This window comes from Polyangium mundeleinium, from assembly GCF_028369105.1.
Taxonomy (GTDB): Bacteria; Myxococcota_A; Polyangia; order Polyangiales; family Polyangiaceae; genus Polyangium; species Polyangium mundeleinium.
In genome coordinates, this window is sequence record NZ_JAQNDO010000001.1 from 4,935,897 (window position 1) to 4,955,337 (window position 19,441).

Sequence of the window (19,441 nt, forward strand, 5' to 3'; positions counted from 1 at the left end):
GAGCCTGGATGGGCACTGCCGTCAGAAGGGCACGTCGCTGAGATTGCGAGGGAGCTCGGCGATCCGCGTCCCGGGGAGGGCCAAAAGCTTCGGGGACGTGATCGGCCCGCGGATCACCATCTCGAATTTCTTCCGGAGCGCGGCGTCGAACACGCGCAGCGCGGTGCCCCCCGAGACGGCATATCCCCCCAGCATGCACGCCTCGGCCCAGACGAAGCCGGTGTCGTAGAGCCATGCCATGGTGTCGCCGTCGAAGGCGACGACCTCGGTGCCTCGGGCCGTCACGAGGAAATGGCCGAGCCAGCCCAAAAACAGCGTCTCGGCAATACGCTTCGGAGAAGCGCCCGCCGCGACCGGGAAGGTGTGCGACTCGTACATGAGCCCTTCCGCGAAGGAGGTGCGGTCGAGGCCGAACCCCATCCGGGAGCCGTCGGGAGACAGAGCGGCGCCCATGATCTCGCCGTCGGCGACACGGACCGACACGACGAGCCCGGGTGGGCTCGCGTCGAAGACGTCAATCTGCGAGCCCAGCGTCACCGCGAAGCGCCCGCCCGACGCCGAGGTGGAGAGGGACGCGCGGCGGGATCCTCTTGTCGGAGCGGGCGGGCGAACGAGCGCCGTCACACGCCCGGTGAGCAGGTCGAACTGGGCCACCAGCGCGTCACCGCCCGCCACAAGGCCCGTGCTGCCGTGGATGGCCATTTCGTAGCCGCGCCATGTCGCGCCCGGCACGTCGACGGGGTGGACCGCATTCTGCGCCAGGTCCCATACCTGGGGAGCGTATCCGTCCGCGGCGACGACCACCCTTTCGTCGCCGCTCCAGAGGACACGCCCTGTCTCGACAGGCCCGCCGAATGCAGCGGACATGACGTCGGTCCCGGTGGTCATGTCGAGCACGCGCGCCGCGCCGCGGGCGTCGATCCAGGCGAGCAAGCGCTCGTTCGGGCTCTGGGCGAAGGCGCGCGCCTCTTCGCCTTTCGCGAGCGCCTTCTGGAAGGTCGTTCGCAAGTGCGCTGTCTCCCGGACCAAGAGGCCCTTGCGGGTGCGCATGGCGAGGTACGTGCCCCGGGCGGAGAATTTCGGATCTCCGTCCAGCGGATCACTGGGACGGAGCGTGACGCACACCGGCGTCTGCGACGCGAGCTGCACCACGCAGAGCGGTGCAGACGCCCCCATGGGGGCCCCTCCCTGCCACGCGACGATGCGCGTTCCCTCGGGCGACAGCTCCACCCGGGAGAGCTCGAAGGGCGGCGCGTCGTCGGGCGGAGGCGCGGGTGTTTGGGGCGGCGGCGTCGCGGAGGCCGCCGCAAGGGGAGGCGGAGACGGGGGCGCCGGGCTGCCAGCGCATGCGGAGATGGCGACGGCGATCGAGAGGAGCTGGGGCAGGGCACGCGCGCGCATGATTGGGGCGCGCAGCAGGGCAGGAACCCTCCGTGGCGTCAAGCTCTGAGCGTCAGGCCGAACCGGCGTTGGCGACCTCCTCTACGAACCCGCGGAGCCACATGTTTGCCGGGTCCGACTCCGCGTGCGCGTGCCAGTAGATGTGAAGCTTCACGGGTGGCAACTTGAACGGCAATGCGCGTCGCGAGAGCGCGTGGACCTTCCCGACCTCGCCCGTCAAGCGTCGTGGCGCGGTCAGCACGTCGTCCGAGTCCGCGACCACGCGGAACGCCGTGTCGTAGCTCTGACAGCGCACCACCACGCGCCGCTCGACGCCGAGCCTCAACAGCCCGTGATCCTCGAGCACGAGCCCCGTCGCTCGACTCGACACGAGGACGTGAGACGCCGCGACGTACTGCGCGACCGTCAGCTTCCCCCGAAGGGGATGCCCATCTCGCACGACGAGGCAGAAGTCGTCCTCCAGAACGCGACGGTGTTGTACTGGCTCGTGGACCGGCATGGAGACATCAAAGGCGAGATCGATCTGTCTGGACGCAAGCTCACGCGCAATGGCGGAGCGTTGGTACGCGACGCTCGCCAGCGTGGCCAGCGGAGCCGCCTTCGCGAGTGCGCTCCGGAGCTGAGGCACGAGCATCGGCTCGATGGAGTCGGGCATCCCGATGCGAAACATCAGCGTCGTCGTGGAAGGCTCGAACGTTCCCCATCGATGGAGGAGTCCGCGCAACTGCGCCAGCTGTTCGACGAGCGCGGGCGCCATGCGCAGGCATGTCGCCGTGGGCACCATCTCGGTCCCTTCCCGCTCGAAGAGCGGGTCGTCGAGGTGCTCCCGGAGCCTTCGCAGCGCGTGGCTCACCGCCGAGGGGCTCAGCGCGAGGACACGCGCTGCCCGCGTCAGATGGCGTTCCCGGAAGACGGCCTCGAAGACGCGGAGCAGGTTGAGGTCCATCGTGTCGAAGCGATCATGCACGCGATGCATCGAGGTGCATGAAATCATATCACTTCCTTCATCGGAAAGGTTCAGCGCAAAGTCCTCCCGTGTCGCGAGCGCGCGAGCTTCCTTCCCCCGAACAGCGGACATCGGCCATGACAAAGACCCTTCAGCAACAGCAAGCGACCTGCGAATGCGGCGCTTGCCAATTCGAGGTCGGCGCAGCCCCGGCCGTACGTTTCTTTTGCCACTGCACGATCTGCCAAGCCTACAACGGCAAGCCGTTTGCCGACGTGACGGTGCTTCGCGCCAAGCACGTCGAAGTGAACGACTGGAGCCAGATTGCGTTCAAGAAGTACCGCCCGCCGCCGAACATCAACCGCGGGCTCTGCAAGACGTGCGGCAAGCCCGCGATCGAATACGTGGGCTTCGGCCCAGCGAAGATCATCTTCGTTCCGAGCATCAACTTCAAACGGCAGGAGCTCCTCCCGCCGCCGGTGATGCACATTTTCTACCATCGGAGGCTGAACGACGCCGCCGACGACTTGCCCAAGTACAGCGGTTATCTGCGCAGCCAGATGGCCGTCGGCGGACGGTTCACGCGGCTGTTCGGATGGGGCGGATGAGCAAGACCAAGCGCATTCTCCACGTCGTCACCAACGTGGACCACTATGACGGCCGGTCGACGCCGACCGGCTTGTGGCTCTCGGAGTTGACGCATGCCTATGACGTCTTCGCCGCGCGGGGCTACGAGCAGCGCTTGGTCAGCCCGAAGGGAGGGCGGACACCTCTCGAGCCCCGTTCGCTCAAGTGGCCGCTCCTCGACGCGTCTGCCAAAGCGCGCTGGGCAGATCCAACCTGGTCGGCGCTGCTGTCGTCCACCGCGCGGCCTGACGAGATCGACGCCGCAGACTACGACGCGATTTCCTTTACTGGCGGCCACGCCGTCATGTGGGACTTCCCCGACGACGAGGCGCTCCAAGCTCTCACACGCGACATCTACGAGCATGGGGGGGTCGTCTCGTCGGTGTGCCACGGCTACTGCGGCCTCCTCAACACGAAGCTGTCGGACGGACGCCTCCTGGTCGCAGGGCGGCGCGTCACTGGGTATTCGTGGTGGGAGGAAGTGCTCGCCGGCGTTGCGAAGATGGTGCCCTACAACGCCGAGGCGGAGATGCGCGCGCGCGGCGCGCGATACGAGAAGAGCATCGTCCCGTTCCTCTCGAAGGTCGTCGTCGACGGGAGATTGGTGACGGGCCAGAACCCTTCCTCCGCGAAGGCGACCGCGAGGAGCGTCGTGTCTCTCCTCTCTTCGTGATCGCACACGACCCTTGCAGTCATCCGCGCGATTCTGACGTCTTCGCATCGCCCCGTGAGCGCCGCCGCCGGGGCGCTGCCCCGGACCCCGCGAGGGGCTGTCCGCCCCCTCGACCCCGGACCAGCCAGGGGCTGGACCCAGGGTTGAAAAACTGCGCGGTGCGCAGTTTTTCAAACAGGCCGACGAAGAAGCCAGGTTGCCAGCAGAAGCCGCAGCGCGGCTGTCTTGGTGGGGAACGCCGCTGCCGGTCAAGACCAGGGATGACCCTGCCAACCAAAGGCCGCAGCGCTGACAGGTCGGCGGGTAACGTCTCGTCGCATGACGTCGTGTCGCGATGCGGTGGCCTCATGTTCCAAACAGCACGGCTCCGTCCCACCACGCGATGGGGCCGTAGGTCTTCGGCGATGAGCCCATGGTCTCCCGCATCGTGCCCATCTCTCGACGCCACGGGCCCGCCGCGCCTTCCATCGCCCCCGTACCTCCAAGGTACGGCCTCGTCCCTCCAAGGCACGGCCTCGTACCTCCGGAGGCTCGACCGCACGCCCCAGAGACACGTTCCCGTCCCTCCAAGGCACGTTCCCGTCCCTCCAAGGCACGGGCCAGCGAACCCCCCCATGGTCTTGCCACCGGCCTGCTGGAAGGCCGCGCGCCTGTCTTGGTTGGCAACGTCGCTGCCGGTCTTGACCGGGCCTGTTCGATGAGCTGCGCGAAGCGCAGTTCATCGACACTGGGTCCAGCCCCTGGCTGGTCCGGGTCCCGGGGCGGACAGCCCCGGGTGGGGCTTGGGGCAAAGCCCCAGCGAAGCGGCGTCACGATGAGACCAATGCTCAGAACCAACACAGAGGGGGTGCCGCGCCGTTTCGGAACCCCGAAACGAGGGGCACGGCTTTTGCTGAAATGCCCGGCCTATGCATATCGCCCATTTCTTTTGTGCATCTCTGTGCCTGCTCGCCGCCGCGTGCGGCAGTGTGGTCGTGGACCCCGCCCCGGAGGCGCAGCCCAAGGCCGTCCAGCTCTTCGTGGCGGATGGGAACGGCTGCGTCACGCAGCCATCGCTGGACACGGCCGCCGAGGTGATCACGCCGGGCGACGACGGGGAGGCGATCGCCGTGACCGATATCTCCGTCACGGTGCTGTGCACCGACGCGGGAGGGCAGTACATGCTCGCGCGCGAGATCGACGGCTTCCGGTACTTCTGGCTCGGCGGGCATGGGTGCCAGCTCGCCCCGGGGCTCGCGTCCGCGACGGGCCTCGTCTACGGGGTGGTCCGATATCGCATGACGGCGGGCATCGCCGAGATCCCGTCCGACCAATGCGTGTCTTGGCCGGGGGATCCCGAGGGGGTGCAGACGGACGCGAGCACGTCGGCGATTGCGTTGTTCGAGCAACTGGACGAAGCGAAGGCGTTCGCGGCGTCGTTGAAGTGATCGGGGAGTCGCCGAAGGAATGGGCCCGATGGGCCCTTCGTCACGGCGTCGCGCGCATCAGAGGCATTCGACGATGCTACCCGCGCACGACTTACCGCCCTGCGAACACCCCTTCGCGATCAGGCAGACGCAGAGTGAGTCGTTGCAATCGAACGGGAGACCGACGCAACCGACCTCGGACTCGATCGACGAGCTTTTCACGCAGAACTCGTCCCCTTTGCAGGCCGCGCACACATCCCCCGAGCCCCCCGATCCGCTGCTCGCGCTCGACGAGCTGCTGCTTGCGCTGCTCGCGCTGCTGCTTGCGCTGCTCGCGCTGCTGCTCCCGCAGCCGTCGATGGCTGCGCATGAGCTCGCGTTCACGACACACGCCTTGGCCTCGTTCGACAGCATCGAGCAGCCATCGCTGCAATTCGGGGGCATCTGCCCGCACTGCTTTCCGATGGCCGCGCAGACGTCGGCGCACGACGGTACGCCCGCCGGGTTGCCTGACGAGGTCCCACCGCCGCCGTCCGAGCCCGACGCCTCGTTCGACTCCCCGCTACACGCGCCGAGGAGAAACGTAAGAAAAAGGCAACCAAGAACCGCACCACGAATGTTCATGCGGCGCCTCCTAACCCGGAAGGGAAGCAAAAGCACGGGCTCGAATCGTACAGCGTCCGACACGCGGTCGTGCTTTTCGCCGCCAAAGGATTTCACGCAATCCCACGGTCCGATCAAACGCTTGAAAGCCATGGGCTGCGACACGGAATACGGCGGGGCCTACCCGCTCCTGACGGTCAATGTGCCGCCATCGTGTGACCTGTTGGCCGTCGAAGCGTATCTACAGAGGCATCCTCGGCAGGAATGACGCTCCCCGCCCCACCCGCCTCCTCGTGTCATACGCCCATGACGACGGCTGTCACCCGATCATGACAGCGTCACACCCGCGTGACGTCCCGCAGCCTCCCGGTCGGCCACCGCTCCCCGGTTGCAGAACGTCGCGGGGTGCAAGGTCCGGGACGTGTGGGGGGTGATGGGCATGCGATACCCCAGCGCGGCCCACCAAAAACGCTGCGCACGAGGGCGCGGATACACGCGCACGCTCCCGATGGCGTTCGGGCACGCGCCTTGCCGTACGTGTTTGCGTCGCTGGACGACACAGAGAACGAAGGAGAAACTCATGAACCTGTCTTTCCATCGAATCGTCGTAGGCGCCGCAACGTTGCTTGCATTCATGGCGGGCGCCCCCGGAGTTGCGAGCGCGGATCCTGCCCCTTCCGCGGAGTGTGGTCTTGATGTCGCCGGTCAGAACGTGTGCGTGGAAGCCGAAGCGACGCTCACGGAGAGCATCGTCGAATATTGGGTCTGCCCGACGCGACCCGAAGCCGCCTGCGCGAGGGATTCTCTCGATCTGTCCACGGGTGGGCCCGATCCGACGAGTTATTGCGACCTGAGCAACCCGACCGGCTGCGTGGGCATCAGCTGCGACAGCGATCTCGGCGGCACCTGGTACCATTGCAGCTTCTCCCTCATGGGCAATCCCTGGTTCGAATGCGTATCGATCCCCGGAATCGGGTGGGATTGCGACTGAACGCAGGGGGCGTCCCCCCGGTTCGTTGAACGAAATTCGCCGCCTGCCCCTTCCGCGAAGCTCGACGCTGGGCCGCTCAAGTATCCGGCGGCCGACAGCAGAACGTCACCGCTTGCGCGGGATCTTCTTTCACATCCCCGATTGGCTCTCCGCCGCTCGGCTCACACGCGCCGGGCAGGTACTCCGGCGGCGTGATCTCCTTGCTGCCGATCGCGAGGCCCGCGAACGGAGCGTTCGAGCATTGCTCGACGACCGACGAGATCCCGTCGTCCGAGATGAGCTTCGAACACGCCCCATCCTCGAACGTGCGCACACGCGCGAGGCACGCCCCGCCGACGGGCGCGCCGCATTCACACGCCGTGCATTCGCGCCCTTCCAGCCAGCCCGGTTTCTCGTGCGTCACCTCGTATACGACGAACCGATCGCCGTTCCACGCCGCGGGGCAGACGTGCTCTCCCTCTCGCTTGATGCACGTCAGGAACCCGTCGGGGAGGCGGCGAATCGAGGGGAGACAAGACGCACTCGGCACGTTGCACGTCGGGATCCGGCACCCGATCGCGGCCGTCGCCCACCTCGGCGCGGGGAGTCCGTAATGCGTGACGGGGATCGGTTCGGAGAAGGACGCGCACGCCTCGCCCGTGGGAGCGCCGAGCGGCGAGACGGCGATCGACTGCGCGCACAAGGCCCCGCCGCACATGGCGCCCGCGGCCAGGGCGTTTTCGTTCGTGCAGGACCCGTCCCACCCGTCGGGCCCGCCGAAGGGCGTGCTCGTGCCCGCGGCCCCGCGTACCCGAGGACCTTGTTTGCAAGGACCATGCGGCGCGTCGCCTCGTCGCGGAGCTCTTCGAGCGCATCGAGCAACGCGAGCGCGACGGCCGCTTGTTCTTCGATGTTCGGCCGGTCGGACGCGAGGTCGTCGACCGTGACCGCGCTTCGGCGGGTCGCGCCCCGGGCCGCGCGGCGCCTGTGGTTCCTGGCGATGCGCACGGCGAGCTTGAAGAGCGCGCGCCGGGCCTCGGTGGGGCTCGTCGGGATGCTCTCGGGGGCCTCGGTGACGGCCTGCCAGACCTCCTGCTCGGCATCAGCGGTGCTGACGGCCGGGACACGGAGCCGACGGAACCAGTGCGGGAGCTGGGCGGCGTAGGCCTGGTAAAGGCTGGCGAAGGAACCGACAGGGGGCGCGGCGGGTTCGGGGGTCGTCACGTCTCCTCTTGGGCAGGCTCGCGGGTGGATCCGTGCATCGCCCGGACGATTTTTCTATGGGGGCCCCACGATGCCGCACGCCAGGACCAACACCGAGGGCGGGCCGCTCATCTGCCTGCGAGGTCAATGCGACATGCGCACGGGGCTCCAGCCTCCATGCGAGCAAGTGTGCCTGGCACGTCGGCCCCGGTCACGCTCGAGGAGGGGACGCGTGGGGGGCCCGCGAGGAGGGGGGACGCCTCTGTCGCGGCGGACCCGGGCTGCGAGGGGGGTGGCGAAGAGCTACTTGCAGCACATCGTGCCGGCCGTGAGATTGCCGGCGCATCCACCGAAGTAACGGCTGGCGGTCCCCCCTTCGTACCCGCAGCCCCGCCAGTTGCATTGGTTGTTCAGCGGGTCGTATCCCGTGCTGCTCGGAGCGCATACGCGCATCGGACTCGAGCAGGACGTCCCGGAGGTCGTCGAGACCGAGCAAGCGCTGCTCGTCCCCGAGTACTTCAGGTTGTCGTCGGTCCAGTAATGGAACGCCGGGGCGTCCGTGGTCGGGGTGACGGCGAAGTTGCGCTCCACGTACTCCTCGGCCGAGCAGACGTGCCAGCCTGGCTTGCAGAGATTGGCGCGGTCGGCCCACGCCACCGTCCCCGCGCAGCCGACCATCCCGGGGGCGAAGGTCTGTTCATTCGCCACCTGCACGCTGTCGGCGCATCCGCCCTCCTCTTCACGGATGCTGATCGTCCGGGATTGTGTTCCGCTGCCCGGTATCGTCCGTGCCAGGGTGAAACTCTCCACCAGATGCGGCCGGAGGGCGAGATCAGCGAGGCCGACCGTCGTCACGTTCGAGCCATTGACCTGCGTCAAGACATCGCCCGGGAGAATGCCGAGCGTATGCGCCAGCGAGCCTGACGGGACCTGAGCGAAGGTGAGCACATCGGCGCCGCTGGTGGTCTGTGTCACGTTGATGCGGACGCCGGCGGCGTATTCGTCGTCGATCAGCCACTCGGGGTCCTCGAGGAGCTCGTCGTGGGTCGACTGCGGGAGCGTCACGCGGTTCGCGGTCGCGCTGAAATCGATGCCCGTCTTGTCGAGCGGAGCGGTGCCGCACGGGAGGTCCCGGAACGTCGCCGCCGGCGTCAGGCAGGCCGGATCGTTGAACCCAGAGGGCGCGTGCAAGCTCAGATATGCGGCGGCCTCGCTCTCGCAGTCGAACGGGGCCGGAGTCGCCAAGGCGTCGACGACCCTCCTTCGCGCGCGCCTGCAAGCACGCGCGAATTCATCCTCCAGGTTGCTATCACACTCCGCCTGCATCTTCGGCAGCAGGAACAAGGCCTGGCCGGCCGTATGCTGATAACCGAGGGCGAGGGCGTGGATCACGAGGACCTCCATTCCATAGGCGCTGGCCTCGTCCTGATCACACTCGTAGTCCGGGTCGTCGCTCGGGATCGGACAAAGGGCGGCGATGTGTGGCGACCCCAGGTGGTGCGGCGCGAAGAAACCGTCGCCCAGGCCGTGAATCAGCTCGTGGAGCAGGAAGCCGGCATGCCCGAACGTCCCGTGATCCGAACCGAACTCGGGCCCGAGGATCAGCTTCCGGTTTCCACGATTGCCGGCCACGTAGTCCGCCTTGTTGGTGCTGTCGATCTTCAGGTGGCTCAGCCGCTCGAACACGAACTGGTAATGCCGTTCGTTCCGCATCTCCTCGCTGCCCCAGATGACGGGGTATGGCATGGCCGTGTAGTCGTGGATGTCCTCGAGCAGCGCGAGGTGGAAGGAGGGGGAGCCCTCCGTCGCGTTGTAGCAGAGGTCGGTCGTGTCGACGTGATCGAGGCTCGGCGGGAGGATGGTGCTGAGACCCGGCAGAATCGCCGGCTCGCGCGCCATGGGACCATAGAGGAGCTGCTGCATGGCGACGAGGAATGCCGTCTTGTTGTCCTCGGACCCGTAGTCCGGCGTGCCCTCGACGACGCTCGCCACCGTCGCCTCCATCTCGTCGAGGCAGTCCTGGGTGATCGCGAAGCAATTGTCGATCTCGCAATCTACCCCGTTGAACACGGCCGTGCCCCAGAGCGCCGGCATGGAGCACTTGCCGTCGAGCAAGGGGAACGATCGATTGGGCGTGGGCGCGTCGCAGTCCACGCCGAGTGGCCCCGCCGAGTCCCCGACACCGCCCTCCTGGGGACAACCGAGGAGGCACGTCGAGGCGGCCAGAATGCCGGCGATGCCGAACGAGATAGAATTTCTACGCATGAGATGTCGCTCCGCTCTGAAGCCGGGGCGGAGATTCGAGCGTCGTCGACGTCCATGTCGACGCCCTGCCGCGCGAGCTCGCTCTGAACGCGGCGCGCGCGGCAGCCAGCTCGCTCTCTTCCGAGAGGCAACTCCGCTGTCTTCGTGGGTGTGGATGCCCCCTGACGAGCGCATTCGTGTTTCTTTTGCTGGTCAAGGAGCGAGCGCACTCTGTGCATGGGGCATGCCGGCAGTGCAGGGGGGACGCAAACGCGCTGCGATCCTGCGGGAATGCGCCGCTGCGCGACGTTCGGCGCCGGCGGCGCGGGGCCCGAGCCCCTGGTGTCATGCCCGCGTGACAGCGCGCTGTCACGCGCCCCGGACACCTGTCATGCCCGCGTGACGGCATCCGCGCCGAGGGCGATCACGCTTCGCGTGAGGCGACGACGATGTGTAGGATACGCATTATGAACCTACGGAACTTCCTTTTCGTCTGCGCGACGCTCGCATTCGGCTGCACCACCACCGAAGAGTACCCAGCGGCGGCGCCCATCGGCAGCGCCTTCAGCCTCCGCGCGGGCGGCTCGTTGTACGACGGCGGCAAAGGAGTTGCCGTCTCGGCCGACGGCCGCGTGGCGGTGCTCGCCGCCTTCTGGGACACCGTCGATTTCGGGGCCGGTCCGCTCGTCTCGGCCGGGAACGCGGACGCCGTGCTCGCGACGTGGGACGCGGAGGGCAACCCGGGCATGAGTCTGCGCTTCGGGACGGCAGAGCACGAACTGGCCCGGCACGTCGTCGCCGCCGGCGCAGGCGCGTGGGTGTTCGGGGTACACACGGAAAAAGAGCTGGATCTCGGCGGCGGGCCGCTCGTTCCCCAGGGCGTCGCCGGCACCGCGATCGCGAAGCTCGACGCGGAAGGCGGCCACGTCTTCAGCATGATGTTCCCGGGTTGGCTGGAGGGGCTCGCCGCCGCCGGGGACGATGCGATCGTCGCCGCGGGCACCTTCAGCGGGACGGTCGTCGTCGGCGGCGAGACGTTCACCGGCGCGGGCGGGGAGGACATCCTCGTCATGAAACTCGATGGGAAGGGCGCCCCCGTCTGGACCCGCGCATTCGGGAGTGCGAACCAAGAGCACATGGAAGTCGCCGTGGACCCGAGCGGGAACGTCCTCCTCGGCGGCGCCATCCGTGGGCCGGTCGATTTCGGCGGCGGGCTGGCCACGAACGCAGGGGAGTGGGACGCCGCGCTCGTGAAGCTCGACGCGGACGGCAAGCACGTCTTCACGAAGACCTTCGGCGACGCCTCGTTCCAGATGATCAAGTCCGTCGCCACCGACGCGGAAGGCAACGTCTTCGTCGGCGGGCTCTTCGAGGGACGCATCGATTTCGGCAATGGCGAGCTGCGCGCCGAGGACCGCGATCTCTTCTTTGCGAAGTTCGATCCGACCGGCGCCCCGCGATGGGCGCGGAGCTTCGCGCTCCTCGACGCCGATTGGGACAACCCAAGCCCCCGCATCGCCACCGACCCCGCGGGGGGGCTCGTCGTCACGGGGGATTTCATGGCCGCGATCGACCTCGGCGGCGGACAGATCCTGCGCGAGGCGAATGCCATTTTCTTCGCGCGTTACGATGCCGCGGGCAACCACGTCGAGAGCCGCGGGTTTGGCGGTACCAAGTACATGTCCGTGGACGGCCTCGCCGTGGATCCGAGCGGGGCCGCCGCGATCACGGGCTCGTTCTACGGTACGGTGGACTTCGGCCAGGGGCTGCTCGAGACCGCCGGCGATTCCGACATGTTCCTCGCGAGATTCCTCGCGCCGTAACGCGCGTGGGCGTGGCCCCATCGTGACAGGCCGGACCTCGGGGGGCCCCTATCCTGCGTTTCTCCCGAGAGGAGTCAGCGCACCCTACCTGAACCCGCGACGGAGGTTGCCGGCGTGAGCAGCTTCGTCGCATCCGCACACCACGGCGCATCCCCCTGGGGCAGGACTGCGATGCTCGCGTTGTTCGGGTACGCCGGTGTGGTGTCGAAGTTCAGCAAGCTCAGATCGATCATCGTGAGGATCCCGCTGAACGCGGACATGAAGTAGTACTTGCAATTGGTGTGATCACGCACGCTCGTCCACAGCGTATAGTCGCCGTACGTGGTCGTGGACGAGGGCGGCGTCGTGGCCGGGATGCCCGTGGTGGCCAGCGAGTTCTGCACCGTCTCCAGCAGCATCCCGTACGGCGTCCCCATGCAGATCTGCGTGAGCTGCAGCGCGACCATGACCGCCGTCTGCTCGGGACCGGCGAAGCCGGGCGGGTTCTTCGACGGCGGCGTCGTCGCGAAGACGCCTGGCGCCGGCAGCCAACCCGTACCGTCTGCCGGGAGCTGGCTGAAGCCCTGGGAGAGGATCGTTGCCCTGACGAATCGCGAGGAGGACAGCGAGTCCCCTGGCAGCCCGACCAGGCCGCCTCCGACGGGATTGCCGGCACCCGTGGTGGAGGTGCCGCTGCCGACGAGCGTCAGATTGAAGTAGTTTTGGACGTTCGTGAGCTGCCAATCGTACGTCGGCCAGTTGGTCATGACGCCGTTGGTGCATTTGTACTGGGTGAGCTTGCCCCCGATGAATTCAATGACGGCGCTCTGACCGGTGCTGTCCGTCACGATGAAGTGCAGCGGAACATAGGACGGAGTTCCCGGCGCAGGCCCCACGACGGAGATCGTCGGCAGGGCTGCCAGGAAGTCCTCGACCGACGCGAAGTTGCCGAGGATCCACGCAGGAAAATCCAGGTAAGACACCTGGTTCCCCTGCGTCCCAATGGGCGGGTACTCGGTACCGGGGGCGAGCCACAGCGCTCCGACGGACAGTCCCTCCGTGTTGATGCCGTCGCAGAAGGCCGGCTGCGATGCCCAAGCGCGCCCGGAGGGGGCGATTCCCACGAAGCCATAGGGATTCTTCCACTGGAGCGTCGTCCCTCCCTGGCCCGCTTGCAGCGGCCAGGCCTGGTTTCTCGGCATGACGTAGACGCTCTGCTCGAGCACGCCCGGCAGCTCCATTGCTCTCCCGCTCACGTATGTCTTCGCCGTGTCGGGGGGGTTCTGACCGGGATTGGAGGGGACGCTGATCATCAGGTGCGTGCACATGGGGGGGACCTCTTTCTGCCGGCGGCGCCTGCTGGTTGTTCGGGGCGTTCCGTTGCTCGATGGTGAGGCCGTCCCAGCCCGAGCGGTATTTCAGGCCTATTTCCGGCGCAACGCGCCTCAGGCGCCCTCGCGCTCGATCTTGATCTGCGGCGTCCCGAGCCGCAGGCGGCCGCTGCCCACGCGGCGCTCCACCACATTCGCGCTGCCCGCGATCCCGGCCGCGGCGAGCTGCTTGCGCGCCCGGCAGACGTCCACGTTCAAGCGGTATTCGTCCATCATCAGCATGCGGCAAAGCTCGTCGCGCTCGCGCCAGCCGGCTGCATCGCGAGCCGCGCCGGCCTCGCTGTCGTCGCGCCGCGCGCGCGCCAGCGTGAGCAGCAGGTAATGGTGGCTCCGCGTCGGGACGAGGACATCGCCCGCCGGGTGGAGCAAGGTGATCTCGACATATTCTTCATTGCGGCTCACCCGGAACCGGAACACCACGTTGTCCAGCGTGGGGACCCCCGCCGCCGCGTCGAGGGTCGGGCCCGTGAGCGCAGGCACGTCGAGGCTCCACGCCTCGCCGCCGACGACGACGATCTCCCGGTCCACGGCGTCCCGCGTCGCGCCGCCGCTCTCCAGCACCCATCGCCCCTCGCGCGTCTCGACGAGGCTCGCCTGCGGATCGTCCTCGTCCGGCAGCGAAAGCACGCCCCCGGCCGCGACGAGCACCTTGCCGCTCGCGACATGGAGAGCGCTCGCGATCGGAGGAGACGCATCCACGAGGCAAAGCTCCGGCGCCGGCCGCGCAGGCCCGCCCAGCGTGAAGACGTCGCCCTCCGCGAGCGCGACGCGATCGGCTGTCGGGACCTTTTGCCCGTGCACGAACGTGCCATTGCGGCTGCCGAGATCGCGGAGCTCCCACCCGTGGCCCGTGAAGCTCACGCGCGCGTGCTCGCCCGAGATCCGCGCGTCGTCGAGGCGCACGTCACACGTGGGCGAGCGGCCGAGGAGGCACCACGAGCGGAGGTTGTACGGCGCCGCGTGACCACTTTGCTTCAAGGCTCCCACGGGCGCGTATGCTATGGGCCGAGTCACCAAGCAGGAAGGGTGCGCGAGGTGACCTCGGTGGATCATGGCGACACGGGGCGAGGAGGAGCCGCGGCGGACGAATCTGCGTCCGAACCCGCCCCCGCCGATGTGAGCGCGCCGCGCGTCGTGTCTCGCACGCAGGACGGCATGATCACCGCGCTCTCGTCGAGCGAGGACGCGGGCTCGGAGGCAGCGCGCTTCGGCGCGGCGAAGGCGATCGCGCTGCCGCCGCGCTACCACGACCTCGGCTGCATCGCGAGCGGCGGCTTCGGCGAGGTGCGCCGCGTGTACGATCGTGATCTCGGGCGCACCGTGGCGATGAAGCTCTTGCGGCCCGAGGTCGCCTCGTCGATCCGCGCCGCCGCGCGTTTCCTCGCGGAGATGCGCCTCGCCGCAGGCCTCCAGCATCCGGGGATCGTCGCGGTGCTCGACGGCGGCACGCTCGCGGACGGCCGCGCCTGGTTCACGATGCCGGAGGTCCGCGGCCGCACCCTGTCCGAGATCATCCACGACGTCCACGGCGACGCGGCGAGCGGCACGTTCGTCGAGACGCCCTACGGCTTCTCGTTCCGCCGCCTCGTCGACGCCTTCGCGCGCGTCTGCCAGGCCGTCGGGTACGCGCACCAGCGCGGCGTGGTGCACCGCGACCTCAAGCCCGACAACGTGATGGTCGGCGAGCTCGGCGAGGTGATGGTGATGGACTGGGGCCTCGGCCGGCGCCTCGGGGAGCACGCGCCGGCGCCTGTGGAAGAGGCCGCCGGCGCCGCGCCGGACGAGGACCGCCCCACCCTCACGCGCCACGGCGATGTGCTCGGCACGCCCGCGTTCATGTCACCCGAGCAGGCGCGCGGCGAACAGGCGCTCCTCGGCCCCCCGAGTGACGTGTACGCGCTCGGCGCGATCCTCTACCACGCGCTCTCGGGCCACCCGCCGTACGCGGGCGCCGCGGCCTTCGTGGTCCTGCAGGTGCGCGCCGGGCCGCCGCCGGACGTGCGCGCGGCGGCCGGGAACAAGCCTGTTCCGGACGATCTCGCGGACATCTGCCGCCGCGCCATGGCGCGCGAGATCGCGCATCGCCACCCCGACGCGGAGGCGCTCGGCCGCGAGGTGCTCGCGTGGCTCGACGGTGCGCGGCGGCGCGATCAGGCGCTCGTGATCGCGACGCGAGCGCGCGCGATCGCGCCTGCGATCGCGGCGCTCCGCGCGAGGAAGGCGGACCTCTTGGCCGAGGCGCGACACCGGCTGTCCACGGCGCGGCCCTTCGATCCGGTGGAGATCAAGGCGCCCGCGTGGGACCTCGAAGAGCAGGCGGCCGCGCTCGGGCGCGAAGCGGCGCTGAAAGAGATCGCGTGGCTCGAGGGCATGTCGGGTGCGCTCACCCTGGATCCCGATCTCGAAGAAGCGCACGCCGCGCTCGCGGATCACTACGCGGAGAGCCTGATCGCGGCCGAGCGCGCCTCCTCGGGCGAGGACGCCGTCCGCTTCGAGGCGCTCCTCCGCGCGCACGACCGCGGCCGGCACGTGGCCTTGCTGCGCGGGGAAGGGGCCCTCTCGCTCGTGACCGATCCCCCGGGAGCGAGCGTGTCCCTGTTCCGCTACGAGCCCGCGCAGCGGCGCCTCGTTCCGCGCTTCGTGGGCGAGCTCGGGCCGACGCCCCTCCTCGATGCCGTGGTGCCGAGAGGCAGCTACCTCTGCGTGGTCCGGGCCGAGGGCCGATGCGAGACGCGGATCCCGGTGTGGGTCGAGCGCGGCGGGCGATGGGATGGCGTGCCGCCCGGAGAATCGGAGCCGCTTCCGATCCCGCTCCCGGCCGAGGGCGAGCTCGGCCCGGACGAGGTGTACGTCCCGGCAGGCTGGTGCTGGATAGGCGGCGATCCGCAGGCGTCGGACAGCCTGCCCGGCCGGCGCCTCTGGGTGGACGGCTTCATCCTCGGGCGATACCCGGTGACGAATCGAGAGTATTTGATCTTCCTCAATGACCTGATCGCCGCGGGCCGTGAAGAGGAAGCGCTCGTCTTCTGTCCGCGGGATCCGCCGAGCCTGTCGGGGGCGACGGACGCGCGCGCGGGGCGGCCGATCTATACGCGGGGCGAAGGCGGGCGGTTCGTCCTCGGGGGGGAGGAGTTCGGCCGGCGGTGGCAGCCCGATTGGCCTGTCGCGCTCATCGACTGGCACGGCGCCCGTGCCTATGCGGCGTGGCTGTCTGCGCGGACGGGCAAGCCGTGGCGCCTGCCGGGGGAGCTCGAGCGCGAGAAGGCCGCGCGTGGCGCCGACGCTCGCGTCTTCCCGTGGGGCAACCAGGCCGATCCCACGTTTGCCCGCGCCGCGGAGAGTGACACGCTGCCGATGCGCGTGGGCGTGACCGCGTATCCGCTGGACGAGAGCCCCTATGGGGTGCGGGGCCTCGCCGGAAACATCCGCGACCATTGCCTGGAGGTCTGGCGTCACGCGGGGCCGGACGTGTCGGGAGGCCGTCTGGTCCTGTCGCCGGCTGCTGCGGGAGATCCGGACTTCCGGAGCAACCGCGGCGGCGCGTGGACGAGCCCTCTCGAGCGCTCGCGCGCGGCCGCGCGCTTCGGCAACTTGCCCGGCGATCGGCGAGAGAGCATCGGCGTGCGTGTGGCGAGGTCGCTCCGCGGGTGAGTCTGCGGCTGCACCCTCTTCGAGCGCCCTTCAGGAGTTCCGGCGCGGGTTCGGCCCGTGCAGCGAGTAGGCGGCCTGATACTGGCCATTCGGCAAGACGCTGGACGTCCAGGAAGCCGTCGCGGGGACGATGTACGCGGGCGCCGAATCGGATTTCTCGAACCATTCGACCTGGGTGATGGCCTCATTCGTCACCACGATCGAGACATAGAGATCCTTGTCGCCGCCGTTGTACTGGTCCTTCCCGCAGAACACCAAAACGTTCGGCACACCGTTCTCGACGCGAAGGGGCGCCCAACTCGTGCCCTCGGCGCTGGTGAAGGCGGGGGTCGCCGGATCGAAGGACGCACGGAGCAGGTTCACGGAATCTCCCGTGATCGGGTTGCTCTCGATGTAAATGGTGGTGCCGGTGAGCTTGTCGAGCAAGCTGCTCTGGTACCACCACATCTCCGTGCTCTGTGGCGGGTTGTCGTTGGAGCCAAACTTGTCCGAAGCGGGGTGAATGGTGGGTCCGTTCGGCAGGGTCGTGACGATCTGCGCGATGAGGTCCCCGTCCTTGTGGTCGTAGATGGCGATGTTCCATCCGCCGTCGATCTGCTGGCCAAATCTCTTGTGGTGTGACCCTGCGCCCGCCGCCCGCACCTTCTCGCCCGTTTCCGTCTCCTGGCTCATGGCTCTCCTCGTTCTCGGTTCGATCGAGCGCCGCCCGGGCGCCCTTCCTCGGATGCCCCGACATAACATCGTCCCCGCCGCGTTGCCTATTCCCGCGTTATTTCACCACGCCCGCGGAGACGCATCCGCTGCGATCCCTCCGCAGGCGGCGGCGAAAGACCGACATGGCGACCACCGCCGCCGCCCCGAAGAGCAGCCCGCTCGAGCTCGACCTCGTCCCGACGACCTTGCACCCGCAGGAGCCTTCCGCATTGGGAGCGTCGCCGCTCCCTCCGCCGACGCCCGTGGTGGATGAGCTCGCGCCGCCCGTCCCGGCAGCGGCGTCCCGGGCGCGACCTCCGGCCCGATCACCACCCGCGCCGGGAGATCCAGTCGTAGGCGAGGTGGTACTGGTCGCCGGTGGAGTTCTTCACCTCGATCTTGATCTTGCGCCGGATCAGATCTCCCCAGTGCTCGTCGAAGTGGTAGGGCAATGCCGCCTCCGGCAGAATCTGGCGCGAGATGACTTGATACCAACCATTCTCTCTCCGGCGGATGCCGAAGAAGACCGAGCCGCGGACGGCGTAGATGTACCCCTTGATCCCCTTGGCGAACTCCTCGTCGCGCAAGTCGGTCGACCGGTTGACCCAGCAGAACGACAGGCTGCCGCAGAAGCGGCGCTGAAAATCCGTCGCGCCGATCGGCACCGCGACGAGCGCCGCGTCGCCCTCGCCCACCGGCGCGAGCTCGCCCGTCTCTCCTGATCCTTCCGACAAGGCAGCACGCGCCTCCGCAGCCACGAGCGCCTCCGGCGCCGGCTCGCCAGCGAGGGCCTCATACACCTCGGTCGCGCGGAGGTGGCCGAGGTCGGGGCGCGCGAGGGGATCCTCGCCGCCGGCGGCAGGCGTGCTTTCGAGGTTGAGCTCACCGGGGGGAGATTCGAAAAAGCGGACCTCCGCCCCGTCGGCAGTCCTGACGAGCGCAAGCACATTTTCCGTGGTCGTGGTCTCCTCGGGCGCGCCCGTGCCGCACGCAGTCAATGCGCAGCAAAGCAACGAAGTGACGGCCAGCGTGAGTTTCATGTTCGACCTCCCTGTCCCCGTGGCGCAAACGCACACGGATTCCCTGGGGCATGCTGGCCGCCAGCGAAAGCGGGGAGGCACGCAGGGCCGTGAGGGAGGGGGAGGAGGCGCGGGGGCGCGGATACCGTGAGATGCCCCGCTGTTGCCCCCGTGCTCCGGCTCGCTGGACTCCGTTGCCCCGCTGTTGCCCTGACCCTCGGTCGCCTTGTTGTTCGCGTTCCTTTGCAAGCATCGCCTCGAGTTGTTCGACGACGCTTCCCAGGACGAACTCGCCAAGAACTTGTTCGACCGTACGTCCTCGCCCTGTCACGTCTGCGGGCGTCCAGCAAGACGAGGTGGGGCGAGGACTTACGGCGGCCTCATTCCTTCGCGGGTGAGGAGAGCATTAGAGCGGCGGAGGAAACTTCAGGTCCTCGCTGTCGAGGAACGTCATCGTTCCGCCCAGCAAAAGCGCTATCCCACGCAGATCCACCGGGATGTTGACCAACGCCATGTAGAGGGCCTGCACAGAGTCGACGCCACCGACCCACTGGCGCACCTTCCGCTGACCCGGACCGTGGATCTCGTACTCCACGGACCAGTTTCCATTTTCTATGGATTGGGGCGCCTCTATCAGCACGGTGACCCGTTGTGCGTGCGTCTGCCCGGGAAGGCGAAATTCTAGAACTCGCTCAGCGATGACGGGACCGGGCATTTGAACTTCGCAGCCTCCCGTTCGCACTCCAGGCGACAGTTCGAGCGGTCCCTATTCGCCTGACTCCAGCACGCCTCTCGCTCTTTTCTGGCATTCT

At 68.3% G+C, this 19,441-nt stretch carries 17 protein-coding genes; 7 read left to right on the forward strand and 10 right to left on the reverse strand.

What is annotated here, in order from left to right; translation table 11 throughout:
• Positions 1-21 precede the first annotated feature (21 nt).
• Together POL67_RS19765 and POL67_RS19770 are read right to left on the reverse strand one after the other, a co-directional pair.
• Positions 22-1,401, reverse strand: a complete 1,380-nt coding sequence (locus POL67_RS19765) for a WD40 repeat domain-containing protein (protein WP_271919244.1) — start codon at positions 1,399-1,401, stop codon at positions 22-24.
• A 52-nt stretch (positions 1,402-1,453) separates the two neighbouring features.
• Positions 1,454-2,377, reverse strand: a complete 924-nt coding sequence (locus POL67_RS19770) for a LysR family transcriptional regulator (protein ID WP_271919245.1) — start codon at positions 2,375-2,377, stop codon at positions 1,454-1,456.
• Between the two features lie 107 nt (positions 2,378-2,484).
• Between POL67_RS19770 and POL67_RS19775 the strand changes: the two genes are divergently transcribed.
• From POL67_RS19775 to POL67_RS19785, 3 genes are all read left to right on the forward strand, one after another.
• On the forward strand, positions 2,485-2,955 hold the full coding sequence (locus POL67_RS19775; protein ID WP_271919247.1) for a GFA family protein: 471 nt from the start codon (positions 2,485-2,487) through the stop codon (positions 2,953-2,955).
• Positions 2,952-3,647, forward strand: a complete 696-nt coding sequence (locus tag POL67_RS19780; RefSeq protein WP_271919250.1) for a type 1 glutamine amidotransferase domain-containing protein — start codon at positions 2,952-2,954, stop codon at positions 3,645-3,647. Before POL67_RS19775 ends, POL67_RS19780 begins: the two co-directional genes overlap by 4 nt.
• Before the next feature lie 908 nt (positions 3,648-4,555).
• Positions 4,556-5,074, forward strand: coding sequence for a hypothetical protein (locus POL67_RS19785; protein ID WP_271919252.1), 519 nt, complete (start codon positions 4,556-4,558; stop codon positions 5,072-5,074).
• A gap of 57 nt (positions 5,075-5,131) precedes the next feature.
• On the opposite strand, the gene POL67_RS19790 is transcribed toward POL67_RS19785, so the two are convergent.
• Positions 5,132-5,677 carry a hypothetical protein gene (locus POL67_RS19790; protein WP_271919254.1) on the reverse strand — a complete coding sequence of 182 codons (546 nt, stop codon included), beginning with the start codon at positions 5,675-5,677 and terminating at the stop codon, positions 5,132-5,134.
• Positions 5,678-6,236: 559 nt separating this feature from the next.
• Here POL67_RS19790 and POL67_RS19795 point away from each other — a divergent pair.
• Positions 6,237-6,647 (forward strand): hypothetical protein, encoded by a 411-nt coding sequence (locus tag POL67_RS19795; protein ID WP_271919256.1) that lies wholly within the window; start codon positions 6,237-6,239, stop codon positions 6,645-6,647.
• Positions 6,648-6,723: 76 nt separating this feature from the next.
• Here the strand turns inward: POL67_RS19795 and POL67_RS19800 are convergent, their stop codons facing one another.
• On the reverse strand, positions 6,724-7,344 hold the full coding sequence (locus POL67_RS19800) for a hypothetical protein (RefSeq protein WP_271919258.1): 621 nt from the start codon (positions 7,342-7,344) through the stop codon (positions 6,724-6,726).
• A 225-nt stretch (positions 7,345-7,569) separates the two neighbouring features.
• Between POL67_RS19800 and POL67_RS19805 the strand changes: the two genes are divergently transcribed.
• Entirely contained in the window at positions 7,570-7,791 is a 222-nt protein-coding gene (locus POL67_RS19805) for a hypothetical protein (protein WP_271919260.1), read from the forward strand.
• A gap of 341 nt (positions 7,792-8,132) precedes the next feature.
• Here the strand turns inward: POL67_RS19805 and POL67_RS19810 are convergent, their stop codons facing one another.
• A complete protein-coding gene (locus POL67_RS19810) occupies positions 8,133-10,094 on the reverse strand; it encodes a PDZ domain-containing protein (RefSeq protein ID WP_271919262.1) in 1,962 nt (653 codons plus the stop codon).
• Between the two features lie 446 nt (positions 10,095-10,540).
• On the opposite strand from POL67_RS19810, the gene POL67_RS19815 reads away from it, so the two are divergent.
• Positions 10,541-11,896 (forward strand): NHL repeat-containing protein, encoded by a 1,356-nt coding sequence (locus POL67_RS19815; RefSeq protein WP_271919265.1) that lies wholly within the window; start codon positions 10,541-10,543, stop codon positions 11,894-11,896.
• Between the two features lie 74 nt (positions 11,897-11,970).
• On the opposite strand, the gene POL67_RS19820 is transcribed toward POL67_RS19815, so the two are convergent.
• Positions 11,971-13,203 carry a linear amide C-N hydrolase gene (locus POL67_RS19820; RefSeq protein ID WP_271919267.1) on the reverse strand — a complete coding sequence of 411 codons (1,233 nt, stop codon included), beginning with the start codon at positions 13,201-13,203 and terminating at the stop codon, positions 11,971-11,973.
• A 117-nt stretch (positions 13,204-13,320) separates the two neighbouring features.
• Entirely contained in the window at positions 13,321-14,253 is a 933-nt protein-coding gene (locus tag POL67_RS19825) for an FHA domain-containing protein (protein WP_271919269.1), read from the reverse strand.
• 147 nt (positions 14,254-14,400) lie between these two features.
• Between POL67_RS19825 and POL67_RS19830 the strand changes: the two genes are divergently transcribed.
• Complete coding sequence (locus tag POL67_RS19830) at positions 14,401-16,917, forward strand: bifunctional serine/threonine-protein kinase/formylglycine-generating enzyme family protein (protein ID WP_271919271.1); 2,517 nt, start codon at positions 14,401-14,403, stop codon at positions 16,915-16,917.
• Positions 16,918-16,947: 30 nt separating this feature from the next.
• On the opposite strand, the gene POL67_RS19835 is transcribed toward POL67_RS19830, so the two are convergent.
• From POL67_RS19835 to POL67_RS54250, 3 genes are all read right to left on the reverse strand, one after another.
• Positions 16,948-17,589: a hypothetical protein gene (locus tag POL67_RS19835; RefSeq protein ID WP_271919272.1), complete on the reverse strand. Its 642-nt coding sequence runs from the start codon at positions 17,587-17,589 to the stop codon at positions 16,948-16,950.
• Between the two features lie 347 nt (positions 17,590-17,936).
• A complete protein-coding gene (locus tag POL67_RS19840; protein ID WP_271919274.1) occupies positions 17,937-18,650 on the reverse strand; it encodes a hypothetical protein in 714 nt (237 codons plus the stop codon).
• A gap of 385 nt (positions 18,651-19,035) precedes the next feature.
• Entirely contained in the window at positions 19,036-19,344 is a 309-nt protein-coding gene (locus POL67_RS54250) for a DUF6968 family protein (RefSeq protein WP_373372363.1), read from the reverse strand.
• Positions 19,345-19,441 lie beyond the last annotated feature (97 nt).